Annotated in this window: 13 protein-coding genes; 3 read left to right on the top strand and 10 right to left on the bottom strand. The window is 70.4% G+C overall.

Features of this window, described 5'->3' with window-relative positions; genetic code table 11:
- Positions 1–52: 52 nt before the first annotated feature.
- Positions 53–1759 (bottom strand): ParB/RepB/Spo0J family partition protein, encoded by a 1707-nt coding sequence (locus ACFY3L_RS27130; RefSeq protein ID WP_389329640.1) that lies wholly within the window; start codon positions 1757–1759, stop codon positions 53–55.
- 381 nt (positions 1760–2140) lie between these two features.
- On the opposite strand from ACFY3L_RS27130, the gene ACFY3L_RS27125 reads away from it, so the two are divergent.
- Positions 2141–2548: an STAS domain-containing protein gene (locus ACFY3L_RS27125; protein ID WP_389329637.1), complete on the top strand. Its 408-nt coding sequence runs from the start codon at positions 2141–2143 to the stop codon at positions 2546–2548.
- 217 nt (positions 2549–2765) lie between these two features.
- The gene (locus tag ACFY3L_RS27120; RefSeq protein WP_389329634.1) at positions 2766–3176 is read left to right on the top strand and encodes an Lsr2 family protein; all 411 of its coding nucleotides are present in this window, start codon (positions 2766–2768) and stop codon (positions 3174–3176) included.
- A 538-nt stretch (positions 3177–3714) separates the two neighbouring features.
- On the opposite strand, the gene ACFY3L_RS27115 is transcribed toward ACFY3L_RS27120, so the two are convergent.
- The 7 genes from ACFY3L_RS27115 to ACFY3L_RS27085 all read right to left on the bottom strand — a co-directional run bounded on the left by ACFY3L_RS27115 (position 3715) and on the right by ACFY3L_RS27085 (position 9238).
- Positions 3715–4047, bottom strand: a complete 333-nt coding sequence (locus ACFY3L_RS27115) for a hypothetical protein (protein WP_389329631.1) — start codon at positions 4045–4047, stop codon at positions 3715–3717.
- A complete protein-coding gene (locus tag ACFY3L_RS27110) occupies positions 4047–5309 on the bottom strand; it encodes a hypothetical protein (RefSeq protein WP_389329628.1) in 1263 nt (420 codons plus the stop codon). Before ACFY3L_RS27110 ends, ACFY3L_RS27115 begins: the two co-directional genes overlap by 1 nt.
- Before the next feature lie 151 nt (positions 5310–5460).
- Entirely contained in the window at positions 5461–6132 is a 672-nt protein-coding gene (locus tag ACFY3L_RS27105; protein WP_389329625.1) for a hypothetical protein, read from the bottom strand.
- A gap of 167 nt (positions 6133–6299) precedes the next feature.
- The gene (locus tag ACFY3L_RS27100) at positions 6300–6722 is read right to left on the bottom strand and encodes a hypothetical protein (protein ID WP_389329622.1); all 423 of its coding nucleotides are present in this window, start codon (positions 6720–6722) and stop codon (positions 6300–6302) included.
- Positions 6719–7705, bottom strand: a complete 987-nt coding sequence (locus tag ACFY3L_RS27095; RefSeq protein WP_389329619.1) for a hypothetical protein — start codon at positions 7703–7705, stop codon at positions 6719–6721. Before ACFY3L_RS27095 ends, ACFY3L_RS27100 begins: the two co-directional genes overlap by 4 nt.
- Positions 7702–8664 (bottom strand): DUF4192 domain-containing protein, encoded by a 963-nt coding sequence (locus ACFY3L_RS27090; RefSeq protein WP_389329616.1) that lies wholly within the window; start codon positions 8662–8664, stop codon positions 7702–7704. Before ACFY3L_RS27090 ends, ACFY3L_RS27095 begins: the two co-directional genes overlap by 4 nt.
- 133 nt (positions 8665–8797) lie before the next feature.
- Positions 8798–9238, bottom strand: coding sequence for a hypothetical protein (locus ACFY3L_RS27085; protein WP_389329613.1), 441 nt, complete (start codon positions 9236–9238; stop codon positions 8798–8800).
- Between the two features lie 584 nt (positions 9239–9822).
- On the opposite strand from ACFY3L_RS27085, the gene ACFY3L_RS27080 reads away from it, so the two are divergent.
- Positions 9823–10554 carry a hypothetical protein gene (locus ACFY3L_RS27080; RefSeq protein WP_389329610.1) on the top strand — a complete coding sequence of 244 codons (732 nt, stop codon included), beginning with the start codon at positions 9823–9825 and terminating at the stop codon, positions 10552–10554.
- A 119-nt stretch (positions 10555–10673) separates the two neighbouring features.
- Here the strand turns inward: ACFY3L_RS27080 and ACFY3L_RS27075 are convergent, their stop codons facing one another.
- Both ACFY3L_RS27075 and ACFY3L_RS27070 read right to left on the bottom strand, forming a co-directional pair.
- A complete protein-coding gene (locus tag ACFY3L_RS27075; protein ID WP_389329607.1) occupies positions 10674–11027 on the bottom strand; it encodes a hypothetical protein in 354 nt (117 codons plus the stop codon).
- Positions 11028–11385: 358 nt separating this feature from the next.
- On the bottom strand, positions 11386–12147 hold the full coding sequence (locus ACFY3L_RS27070) for a hypothetical protein (RefSeq protein WP_389329604.1): 762 nt from the start codon (positions 12145–12147) through the stop codon (positions 11386–11388).
- Positions 12148–12305 lie beyond the last annotated feature (158 nt).

The raw sequence follows: 12305 nt of genomic DNA, 5'->3' as shown, positions 1-12305 counted from the left end.
CTGCGAAGGGCAGAAGCAGGCCAGAAAGGTGAGGGTCAGAGAAGGCGGTGGGTCAGCCGGTCGTCAGCGACTCGGCCTCGGTCAGCGCCGCGAGTTCCTTGTCGAGATCGCCAGGACCGGAGCCAGTGGCGTCGGCGCCGCGTTCCTCGTCGAGCTCTGCCAGAAGCTGGCGGCGGTCCTCGTCGTCGACCTCACCATCGAGGTCCTCGTCCACATCTACGTCAGCCTCAGCCTCTGTCTCGGCTTCGCTGTCGGGGTCGGCGGGGTTGAGCTGCTGGTGGAGGGTGGTTTCGGCGGGTGAGAGCTGGTAGCCGTCGGCGACGAGCCGGTTCAGCCAGGCCAGGGCTGCGGTGTCGTCGAAGCCGCTGTACGGCTGGATGGCGAGGGTGAGGTTGTGCTCGTGGGCGCAGATCCACTGCGCGACCATGCAGCGGCGCAGCCGGTCCTCACCGGCCGTGGCGATCACGGCGCCGTCGACGCCGCCGAGCGCGGTGTACAGGGCGATGTCCTCGGTGGCGAACCGGTCGGGGCAGCGACCGGTGACCAGGTCCCGCAGCACGTCGGCGTTCAGCTGTTTCGCCGCCTTCGCCGTGCTGTACGTGGCGCGGTAGAACTGCTGCCGCACCGTGGCCGCGACGGTCAGGCCGTCGATGTACTCCTGCCGTGCCTGTTCGCGGGCTTCCCGCTCGGCCTGCTCGGCTTCGGACAGCACCGCCGGCACGGCCGGGTTACGGGCGCCGGTGTTGCGGGTGTAGCCGTACTTGGCCGGGTCGGTGCAGTACACGACCACCCTCGGCTCGTCGCCGATCTTCTCGATGAACGCCGCGAACCCGGGCCATGCGCGAACCTGCTGCAGGTCGAGGCGCTCACCGTCGGCGTCGCACAGCTGGCGGGCCTCGACCTCGACGCTGCCCCACCCGAACTGCTTGGGCTTGCCGGTCACCTTGACCCCGGCCAGGATCAGCTCGGCCCGCGCCCGCTCCTTCGCCGCCGCGAACTTCCGCTTGGCCCGCTCGCCGATCACCGCGTGCTGCATCCCCCACGTCGAGCTGGCGGAGGCGACGAGACGTTCCACGACCGCGGGTTCGTCGGCAAACTCCTTGAGCTCCGCCAAGGCGACGAGGTCCACGGTGCCGGCGTCAGCGACGGTCCTCGCGGCCTGCGGCAGCTCGCGCAGCAGCAGCGTCTGCTGGACCTTCGCCGCGGGCACGGCCCGGAACCCCGCGATCCGCTCCGGCGTCCAGTCCAGCAGGGTCAGCTGGTGGTACAGCTCGGCTTCCTCGGTCAGGGCCAACCCGACCCGGTGCCCGTTCTCGGCCAGCTGCGCCAGGATCTGCGCGGCGGCGTCCTCATCGGCCGCGACCCAGCACGGCACCAGATCCAGGCCGAGGTCGATCGCGGCCTGCTTCCTGCGGTGGCCGATGACGATCTGGAACCGCTCGACCTCCACCTGCGTCTGCACCTCGATCTCGACGCCGTCGACGAGGACCGTGTCGGTGACGGTCTCGGTGACGGTGACCGGGACGACGATCAGCGGGCAGAGGATGCCGACCTGCGTAATCGACGCCTTGAGGTCCTCGACGTCGTACGGCTTGACCCGCGCGTTGCGCGGGTTGTCCACCAGATCCCGCGGGTCCAGATCGACGTCCCGGGATCGCCGACTCGGCACGGTCACCGACCCGGCGGCGTCCAAGACGTCACCGGCGAAGACGGACGCGTCCACGGTTTCGGGTTCGGCGGGCAGGAGTGCTGTGGTCATGGCAGGTCCTCTTTTCAAGCCGGATCTCGATCACCGACCCGGTCCGGCGCGGGTGGCCGGATGAGCGGTGCTGGCCCGATCCGTCCGGCCGGCCGATCGGCGCAGCGCGCAAGACCCACCCGCACCCGTCACTACGCACTCAGCACGCGGGTGACCGGGTGGGTCTTGCGCAGCAAGCCGCGGTCGGTCAGGATCACGGGCCTAGCAACCGCCTCCGGCACTCGCACCGGCCATCACCAACCCCATCCACTCCGTGCCGCAGCGGGTTCGAGACCGGTCGTAGCTACGCCCCGTACCGCCGCGCAGGGATGCATCGGATCTCGCGTGGACGCGTGACACCCGCCGTACGGCTCGGCCTGGATCAGGCGCTTGGAGGCTGCGATGGCGGGCTACGATGGGCTGTTCGCCTCTGGCCCGTTGGGAGCCGTCATGCAGCTGTCGGTGAGTGAGTCACGCGGCACGGCGGTGGTGTCGGTGTCCGGGGAACTGGATGTCGCCACGACTCCTGAGCTGCGGCAGTTTCTGCATGCCTGCATCGACAACGGCGCCTCGGTACTGATCGTTGATCTGACCGCAGTGGCGTTTCTAGATTCCACCGCGCTGAGCGTGTTCGTGGGCGTGCACAAGCGTCTGCGGGACGAGCCCGGGGGCCTGACCCTGGTCAGCCCGTACGAGCGGCTGCTTCGTATCTTCCGGATGACGGGCCTGGATCGCGTGTTCACCATCGTTGCCGAGCTGCCGGACGCCCCCGCGACCGAGCAAGCTGCCCGTCCGGCGAATCCAAACTGACCAAACTGACCGAGCTGACCGAGCTGACCGAGCTGACTAGGCTGACCGGGCTGACCCTCCAAGGTTCCTGTTGCGGTATCAGCGACAGGTCACCCGCCCGGCATCGTGTTTGCCGTGATGGCGTTGTCGCAGTCTCGGTTCAGCGATCGCGGACAAGTAGTGGACGGCACAGCTAGCCCATAATCAAATGACGGCGGGTGGAATTGCCGCCACAGCTATGATCACCATTTTGTCTGTTGCTGCGCATTGTTCCTGCGAAGGGATTCCGATGGCAAAACGCGTCATCCATGAACTCATCGACGACCTCGACGGCAAGCCAGCAGATGAGACCGTGACCTTTGGCGTCGATGGCGTCGAGTATCGGATTGACTTGTCCGCATCCAACGCATCGAGACTGCGTGACGTGTTATCGCCGTTTGTTTCGGCCGGCACCCGAGTCCGTGCTGATGGTCCCGGATCCGCACGTGCCAGGTCCCAGCCGGCGAAGCCGAGCGAGCCCCTTCGCGCCGAACGTGCCCGTAATCAGGCGATCCGTGAATGGGCGGCAGCAAACGGTATCTTCGTTTCCCCTCGCGGACGCATCGCCCAGCAGGTCATCGATCAATACCGAGCGGAGAACCCGAAGTAGCCGGCTGATGAGGACACCCTGGATCATGGGCGCAGACGTTCCGGTGCGTTGCATCCCCCGACATCTCTGCGTTCATCCGTGCGCTCGTCTCTGCGGTGCGGCCGGCCGCCGGCAACCGGGGGTGAACGAGCCGGCACTGGCGCAAGCCCTGGATGCTGGCGATCAATGGATGCGGTTGCTGCCGCGATGTGCACGATGCTCCAACAGGACGAGCCGATGCGTCGCCGCCGTGTCACCGGGTACCGGCTGCCGGTCGGCGTGGCGGCGGGGTGGCATCCGCCGGAGCCACTGCCTACCGCAGCACGGCAGCCGCCGCGCCGACCAACAAGCCAACACGTGACGCCTGCATACAGCTCGCGGCTTGGAGCGTCGAGCGGTGAGCCGACATCGACATCGCCGGACAACCCGGCGGGCGCGAGTTCCGGCTCGCGCCCGCCGGCATCCGTACATCAGTGCTGGCAACACTGCGTGGGCAGAGCTGTGGATGGCGTGATCTCGGCCCGGTGCGGCAGATCCCTGGTCGTCAGGACGACATGGGTCAGCGTTTCGCCTGCCGTGACAGCAGATGGGGCACGTAGGCCACAGTCAGGATGGCGAAGTGCCCGCCGTCGGCGTCCGGTTCCAGCGTCAGCTCGTAGGTCCGTGAGCACAGCCGGCACACCGCGACGGCGTTGACCGTGTGCCGGCTGGCGGTGACGACCTGTCGTTCATGGCACGGCATCGGCACCCGGACCGTCGAGGTGCTGGTGTCGGTCCAGCGTTCGATGATCCGGCCCGGGGTGAGGTCGGCGACCGTGACATGTTCACCGGCCCCGATCGCTCGCGGTGCAGCCGGATCGTCGTGGCTGTCGCTGGTTCTCGGCTCCGCCATCAGTGCCGCGTCACCAGGTCGCACGCGCCGGGGGTCCGGGCGGCGGCGGCCGTGCCGTGCGCTGGGGTGGACCAGTGGGTGCGGGCGCGGGTCAGGCCGGCGGTGTACAGGTCGCCGTCGTTGCCGCACCGGCAGCACAGCCCGACCTGCGGGCCGGCCTGGTCGTAGTCGTGGGGGTCGAGGCTGAACCCGACGGTGAAGTCGCCGAGGATGCCGCGGGGGTCGTTCTCGCCGTCATCAGCCCCCCACAACAGCCAACCGCAGCCGATGCATCGGCCGTGGAAGCGCAGGATCCGGTCCCGGGAGCGCCATCCGTCCCACCACACCTGCACCGGCGTCCCGGCCGCCGCCGCCCCCGTGAACACCGGGTCATCCACCCGGACCGGCGCACCGTCGGCAGGTTGCAGGAAGTGGTCCGGGCCGCCGGCGCGGACCGGCTTGCTGAGCTGGACGCGGCGGGTGGCGAACATCGTCCCGGACCCCGCGAACGCGTCCGGAGGCAGCGAGGCGTGGCTGCCGTGGTGTTCCACGAACTGCCGCACCGCCCGGTGGCTGTCGCTGCCGCGGTAGGCCAGGCCGGCCGGGGCGACCGCTACGAGCCGGCTGCCGGGGCGCAGCAGATGCCACGCCAGCCGCAGGTGCTCGACCCACGGTTCCGGGTCGGTAGGCAGCGCGAACGGCGGGTTCATCACGATCCCGTCGAACAGCGTCCTCGCGCGGATCGCGGTCGCCGCGTACTGCTCGAACGTGCCGACGTGGACCTCGACGCGGGCGCCGATGTCGCGGATGCGGTCGGCGCGGGCCTGGTTCGGTTCGACCGCGACGATGCCGACGTGCGGGTTGATCCGCCCGATCGCGGCGACGAGCGCACCGTCCCCGGCGGACGGCTCCAGGACCGTCGCGCCAGCGGGAAGCCACCGCAGGTCGCTGTACGGGTAGTCGCACAGATCGTCGGCGAGGCCGCGTGGGGTGCGGACGAACCCTTCGCCGGTCCGCGGGGGTAGCGGGATGACGCCGGCGGTGAGCACGTCGGCGATCTGCCCGGCAGGGTCGCTGTAGGGCGGGAACACGAACGCCCGCTCGGCGGCCCGCCACTGGGCGCCGAGCGCGGTCAGGACCGCCCCGACGGGCTCGAACGCGGCCGGGGTGAGCTGCTCGGCCAGCCGCAGCCGCCGCCCGTCGGGGCCGACTTCGGCGGTGGACAGGATGTCGCGGGTCGTGTCGTCGAGCAGACGTGGGGCGGACAGGACGGTACTGCGCATACGGCGTCTCAACTCCGGAGCTGGTGCCAGGACAGACACGGCGACGGCCGCCCCCGGCGCGGCACCGCGAATAGGCTGCGGTGACCGGCCGGGGACGGCCGTGATGGAGCAAGCCGACATGGAGCAGGTCGGCGCTGCGATGCGTGGACGGTCAGTCGTCGTCGCTGATCTCGTCGGCGCCGTCGATGGTGACGTCGAAGTCTTCGGAGTCCTCGACGACGTCGTCGACGCGGCTCAGGTCGATGCCGGCGTAGCTGCCGTCGCGGATGATGTCGCGTTCGCTGTCGCCGCGGACGAGGTAGCTGCCGGTGATCGTGAACCGGACCCGGAACGTCGGCTCGTACGGGGCCAGGTTGAACTCGGCCAGGAACTTGTCGAGGCCGTCGCGGCAGATGTCGTCGCCGCGGTGGCGTTCGATGGCGTAGGCGCGGATCTCCGCCAGGACCCGGCCGTGTTCCCGCCGCTCGTGCCCGAGCCGATGCTGGTCGAGCCGGGACCGTTCAGCGATGGCCCCGAGGGCGCTGCGCAGCAGACCGGCCTGCCGGGCCGGGTCGGTGACCGCGACCGCAGGCTGGTCAAGGGTCTCGGTGCGGGTGATCCCGGCGAACGCGATCTCGGCGGTCATGGTGGTCCGGCCCATGACGATGCCCTCGGCGCCGCTGCCGGTCAGGCGGACCGCCGGGAACGCCGCAGTGCCGGCGTCGGCGAGGACGTCGCCAAGCGTGCGCTGCGGTTCCGGCTGGTCGTCAGCCGGGGTGTCGGTCGTCGGCTCGCCCGACACCACGTCGGCGGAGGGGGTGAGGATTGCAGTGAGGGTGTCCATGGTGCGGGCCTTTCGAACGTACGGTTGGACATGGGGCATCGGCTCGGCGGCAGGCCGGGCTGATGAGGTCAGGAAGGACCAGCTGCTTGCACCGGCCGGATGTCACGGGGCTCGGCGGCGACGGCGCGCCGCACCGTGCGATGCGTCCTGTGTGGACGGTTGTGCGGTTACAGGCGCACGACGGCGGGTGTGCCGCCGACGTGATCCAGGACCTGACGCAGCAGATCAGCCCGGTTGTGGTCGCTGTGCCAGCTCCCGGCGGCTCGTCCGTCGCGGATGGCGTGGACCACCCACCCGTACGACTCGGCCAGGATCAGGTGCACGCAGCCCGTGTAGCCGTCGCCGCCGCCGATGACCACGACCGGCCGCTGCGCCTGGCGCAGCAACGCGCCGCTGACGGCCTCAGCCAGTTCGCCGCGGGCCGCACCCGCCGACCGGGCGGTGGCCGTGTAGGGCGCTGACCGGGCCAGGTCCAGGTCGAGGCTCGCCCGCCACCACCCACCACGGCCACTGGGGCTGACCCGGTCGACGGCGACCGGTAGCCGGATCGCTGCGACCCGGCCGGCACCGCCGCTCGTGCCGGTGCTCATTCCGGGCCCCGGTCGCGGCGGACAGCGGCGCGCAGCCGTCGTTGCTCGGCGAGCAGCCGATGCGCGAACGCGGGCACGAGCCGGTCCAGCGGCCATCGGATCCGGCGCAGGTCGTGCTCGGGCATCGCCTCGGTGCCCTCGACGGTCTGCCACCACAGCAGGTCCTGCGTGTCCTGGTCGAGGGCATCCCAGACTGCCCGCGCCCGCGGGCCGAGCATGGCGGCGACGTCGGCGGCGACCCACTGCCGCCACGAGTCGACCATCTCGTCCTCCCACACGGTGGACAGTTCGTCCTCGTCGAACACCAGGTGTTGCTGCGCGAGGCGGCACAACACGTCCACGACGTTCGGTGGCAGGTCGGCGGCGAACGCGCCGAGCCCGCGCCCGTTGCTGTAGACGAGGTCGGTGAACACATCCGGGAACGCGCGGCGCAGGGCGCGGTAGTTGGACCGCTGCACGGTCGTGGACTGCCCGGCCGTGCAGGCACCGCGAGCGACGGCGGACAGGTCGACGAACACGTGCGGATACGCCCCGTCCTGGCGGTCGCGCCAGTCCTGGCGCCATACCGCGTCGAACTGCGTCGCGGTGCTGCGGTCGGCGTAGCCGATGGTGTAGCCCGCCGCCCGCAACCGGTCCAGCGACGCACGGCCGTGCCGGCGCAGCCGCGCGACGAGGTGATCCCGGCCGGTCGGCAACGCCACCACGCTCGACGCGGCAACCGCGTCAGCGACCGCGAGGAGCGAGCGGTCGACGCGGTGGCCGGCGCTGACCACGATCGTCACACCACGGCGGCGCGGTCGCCGGTACCGGTGCGCCGCGTTGGCGGCGTCGACGCCGAGGACCAGCAGCTGCGCGTCCGTCCACGCCCGGTGGGCCTGCACGGCACTGGCATAGCAGGGCAGGTGCAGCCCGGCCCGCGAGGCGGCGTCGGCCAGCAGCTCGCGTAACCTCGGGTCTGCGGTGACGGCGAGGACCTCGCTCACGGGCGGTCCCGCTCGGCCTGCGGCGCCGCTGCAGGCGACCGCATCGCGAGGAACTCCGTCGCCGGGATGTGGGCCGCGACCGCGGTGCCGATCAGCCCGGCCAGGCGGTACCGCGGGTCCGCTTGCAGGGCTCGGCGCACCGCCGCCATGGCGAGGACCTCGTCACCGCGCATCCACGCGCACCAGGCCACCAGCGACGCCGGCGCCGCCACGTGCCCGTCCGGGACGCGGCGGGTGACGTCGAGCCACAGGTCCCGCTGCCACATCAACCCCGTCGTCGCCTCAATGGCCACGTCCCGCACCTGGACGTCATGCAGCACCAGCGCGAGGCGGGCGAGCTCCGGCACCGACAACCGGTGCCCGTCCGCCGACCTGTCCAGCACCTCCCGGACCACCGCCGCGCCGTCCCCGCGGACATACGGCGCCGCCGCCGTCACCGCCGCCGCGATGGCCGCGGAGACGGCGGCCTGGTCGGCCTCGTCGGGGTCGAGCAGCGCCAGGACCGATGCCCGGTCCGGCAGCGCCACCATCCCCGACACCGTCGCCCGCGCCGCGGACACGGTCGTAGCAGGATCGAACGGCTCACCAGCCATGGCCAGGCAGCGGCAGCCGAGGCAGAACCACCGGCCCTCGCCGACCAGCAGCACGTCAAGCACCTCGGTGTGCTCGCTCAACGCCGCAGCGACCGCCGTGACCCGGCTGCGGACGGTGGGCGTGCCGTAGCCGACCACGACGACCGCGGTGACTTCGCGGTGCGCGGCGACCCGCTGCAACGCCGCCACCGTCACGACCGTCGGCGCCTCCAGGTCGTGCCGCAGCATGGCAGCGACCCGCCGATCCGGACCGACGAACGCCGTCACGAGACTGCCCTCGGCCGGGTGGAACCCCAGCAGATACGGGACCATCCCGAGCAGGTCGCGGCGGGACGGCACCGCCATCCGGACGTGATGTGCACACATGACGCAACAGCTCCTTCACGCAAGCAAATTGACAGCGATGATCGCCGCTGCGGCCGGGTGGCCGCAGCGGCGCAAGGGGGTGCTCACCTGCCGCCCCGGGCTTGGAGGCGGCAGGTGAGCACCCGAGCGATGGTTACGCGGAAGCCCGCAGGGCGGTCAGCCGCTCATACACGGCGGCAGCGGTACCACGCGGACCGCTGCGGGAGAACGGTTCGGCGATCGGCCGCCACTCGTTGCGGTCACAGGCCAGCCAGACATCGGCGGTGCCGTCGGGGCCGTCGGTGTCGTTGCGGACGTGGATGACGTCGCCGACGGACAGCGACCGGCACCCCAGCAGCCGGTACACGCACGCGGCCAGAAACAGCACCTCGCGGTCGTCGCCGCCACGCCGTGGTTCGAGGAACTCCAGGTCCGCGTTGAAGAACTGGAAGGCGTCCTCAGCGACGCCCTGCGGGCCCAGCTCGGCGCCGCAGGCCAGCCGGTAGGACAGCACCAGCAGCAGCGGCTGCCCCTCCTGGTACGGCTCGAACCGGCCCTCGACGTTGTGATAGATCGTGACCGCCACCATGGGCATGTGCTCCTTCGCGGCATCTGGGTTCGCACCGGAGACGAAGCGGTCGACGCCCGTCGCCGGCCCACCCGGTGGATGAGCGGCCCCGGGGTGGCGGGTGCCGTCCCGGGCCGTGCTGACCCGATGCGCGGACCGTCCCGAAGGCCGAGGGCAGGCACAGGCCGCCGAACCCGCCACCGCACGCGAGGCGCAGATCAGCAGCTGACGGCAGCATCGATCAGCGGCGGCCCGGCGTGCCTTGCCGGGCAAGGCCGGGACGGTACAAGCGCAGCAGGGCAGCCGAGCCCGGACGGTCCTGCCAGGTACCCGGCCAGGTGCCGTCCCGGTCAGGCGGGAAGCGGCGCCAAGGGCCGGGGTAGGCTCTCACGCCCGGCTACTGCAGGTCACGGACCTTGAACACTGCCGCGGCGCAGCCGAGGAGGTTCCACGCACAGCAGATCGATTCGGGTCATCGACGTCGGTGTCATGGGTACCGTGCCGACGTGCTGTCGCGCGTTCCTGCGACGAGTGCGTGTGCCTGCGTGTATGCCCGTGTGGGAAGGCCAGACGGGGTCGCCGACGTGGTGCTGTCGCCGTAGCGTGGCGTCATGACTGCCGAACACATTGACGGCGCGCCGATCGGTGCGGGCACCGTCGACATGGACGCCGAGCAGGTGCAGGTCACGGTCCACGGTGCACCCGACGACTCAGCGGACGGTGCGGCGCGGGTCAGCGGCCGGGCGGCCGTGATGCGCGTGCTGGAGGCGTTCAGCAACCGGCCATTCGTCGGCTCGGCGCGGATCATGATGGATCGCGGCGCCGACCGGCCCGCGCAGCACGCCACCCTGTACCGGCCGGCGCACGGCAATGCAGTGGTCGTCGTCGGTGGCGGCACACTTGCCGCCGCCGTCCGCGGCCTGTTCCCGCACCAGGGCTGGCACGTGCGTGCCGAACCGTCACCAGGCACCGACCTCGCCACGATCCGAGGCGCGCTCGGCCCGCGGGTCTACAACACGCTCGTGCGTGACGGCATCACCACGGTCGAAGACCTCGCCGCCATCCCTGACATGGGGCTGCTCGACCTACGGCTGATGGGCCCTGGCTCGATCGAACGCATCCGTACCGCCGTCGTCCTGCACACCAGTACCCCAGCCAATTCCTCAGCCGGCAGTGCCGGTCCGGTCACGCTGACCCCTGGCCAGGCCCGTGAGGCCCGTACGCTACTGGGCGTCCTGGCCGTCATGAGCCAGGCACGGGGCGACGACGCGACCGCTGTGCGGGCCGACGCGGTTTGCGCAGCCCTCGATACGTCCGGCGCCGACGCCGCCACCGGACACTGAAGCACGGCCAGCATCTGCGGGAGCTGGCACGCGGCACGTTCCTGACCGCGCAACGGGACGCGGACAGTGCCCCGCATCCGTTCGCGGCCAACATCGGCAGATGCGGCAGGCCGGTGCGATCACCGGCCACGCCGGGTGGCGGCGGTGGCGGTCAGGAACGTGGCGTACGTCGTGCACACGACGTCAGCGACCGTGCTGAGCACGTCGACGGCGACCTGCCTGCCGGAGCCGCCGAACCGCTGCCGCACGATCTGGGGCGAGGCGAGCAGGAGCTGCCCGTGGCGCACGACGATTAGGAACCCGCCGTCGCTGCGCTTACGCACGGTCGTCGGCTCGATGACCACATCGTCCAGCGGCGCGGCCAGCCGGAGCACGTCCAGCGCGAAACAGATGGACACCAGGTCGGCGACGTTGGCGCCGAAGTCCCGTGCACGCGGACCCAGGACGTACAGGACGTCCGCCAAACTCGTCAATGAGTTCGTCGGATGCCGGCACCGCCGCCGACCGCGCAGCGTCCTCATGAGCGAGACCAGCGACGTGGGTGAACCGGCTGGCTATGACGGAGCTGGTCGGCCCCACCAATACGGAGGTCCCCGGATCTGTCCGTTGCCAACGAAGTCTGTCCACGTGTCAGTGAACTTTGTTCGCGGCGACTCGCAGGAGTGACAGCACGGACATCGGTACCCGGCACGCGAAGGCGCTGCGTCCGTTCCTATCGTCTCTTGCAACTCCTCCGGGCGGTGCCGGTTGGCCTCATGTCCCGTTGCTGCTGCCTGACCGGGAGGCGTTCGGCGACTACGTCGTGGAGGCGTCCAAGGGTCAGCGTCGCGATCAGGTGTTGGTTCGCGGATCCGACGGCCGGGAAGCATCGATGACTTGTCGGGAGGTAATCGACTCCACGAACCAGTACATGTCGCCGGGTGCGGCAGGTCCGGGTGCGGCTCCCGTGATGCGGTTGGGGTCTTCGCCGCGCTTTGGCAGGCGGGGGACGAGACCGTCTGGTGCGGGGTCGGTCGTCTGAGAGCGCCGGTAGGAGGTGGCGGTCAGACACATACCGGCGTTGTTGTACAGCGGTCCGAGCCGAGCGTTGTCGCGTATCGAGTTCTCCGGGTGGGGCCAGTACGGCTCGCCGTATGAGATGACCAAGTCGATATCGGCTGCACCGTTGGGAGGCAGCTGGTGCGAGAGACGTGCGCCGGAGCGGTTGTCGGTGATATCCGGTATCCGGCTGGTGTTGGCGGCGGCGCTTCGGTACTTGGGACGTTGCAGATCCCAGTTCCACCGGATGCGGGCGACCCGAAAGACACCAGGTGCAAGTTCCGTCCCGTCGAACGCGAACCCCTCCGAAGGCACGTCGTGGACAAAGAAGTCGCCGCGCCGGTCCGCAGCGGCAGCTGCCCGGCCGTCGACCTTGACGTGGAAACGGTGACCGGCGGGGAATCGGCTGTTCGGACCGTGTACAGAAAGGTGGAAGGCCCTTTGCGGGTTCGTTGGTTCAAGGTAGAAGTCGGTGCTCTTGGCGGTAATGCGCCAAATGTTGCCAAGCGACCGACTGTCACTGGTGCTGAACGCGACCAAAATCTGCTCTACCACGCTGTCAGCGTAGGAGCACCCGGCCCGGAACGAGACAGCATTTCCCACGCCGGCCACCTCGTAGTCCCTCGTTAGACGTGCAGTTGGCAAGGAACCGCTACGCGGTCATCGGCATGTCCGAATTCAGCGAGGCGGCCCCAACGTGACTCCGAGTCGCT

Origin of the sequence: Dactylosporangium sp. NPDC000521 (assembly GCF_042898305.1) — a bacterium.
Lineage (GTDB): Bacteria > Actinomycetota > Actinomycetes > Mycobacteriales > Micromonosporaceae > Dactylosporangium.
The sequence above is the reverse complement of the archived record's forward strand: the minus strand, read 5'-3'. Positions and strand labels throughout refer to the sequence as shown.

Bases quoted from the DNA above. Each gene is read 5' to 3' on its own strand.
- ACFY3L_RS27130 (WP_389329640.1), bottom strand. From the start codon at position 1,759: ATGACCACAGCACTCCTGCCCGCCGAACCCGAAACCGTGGACGCGTCC.
- ACFY3L_RS27125 (WP_389329637.1), top strand. From the start codon at position 2,141: ATGGCGGGCTACGATGGGCTGTTCGCCTCTGGCCCGTTGGGAGCCGTC.
- ACFY3L_RS27120 (WP_389329634.1), top strand. From the start codon at position 2,766: ATGATCACCATTTTGTCTGTTGCTGCGCATTGTTCCTGCGAAGGGATT.
- ACFY3L_RS27115 (WP_389329631.1), bottom strand. From the start codon at position 4,047: ATGGCGGAGCCGAGAACCAGCGACAGCCACGACGATCCGGCTGCACCG.
- ACFY3L_RS27110 (WP_389329628.1), bottom strand. From the start codon at position 5,309: ATGCGCAGTACCGTCCTGTCCGCCCCACGTCTGCTCGACGACACGACC.
- ACFY3L_RS27105 (WP_389329625.1), bottom strand. From the start codon at position 6,132: ATGGACACCCTCACTGCAATCCTCACCCCCTCCGCCGACGTGGTGTCG.
- ACFY3L_RS27100 (WP_389329622.1), bottom strand. From the start codon at position 6,722: ATGAGCACCGGCACGAGCGGCGGTGCCGGCCGGGTCGCAGCGATCCGG.
- ACFY3L_RS27090 (WP_389329616.1), bottom strand. From the start codon at position 8,664: ATGTGTGCACATCACGTCCGGATGGCGGTGCCGTCCCGCCGCGACCTG.
- ACFY3L_RS27085 (WP_389329613.1), bottom strand. From the start codon at position 9,238: ATGCCCATGGTGGCGGTCACGATCTATCACAACGTCGAGGGCCGGTTC.
- ACFY3L_RS27080 (WP_389329610.1), top strand. From the start codon at position 9,823: ATGACTGCCGAACACATTGACGGCGCGCCGATCGGTGCGGGCACCGTC.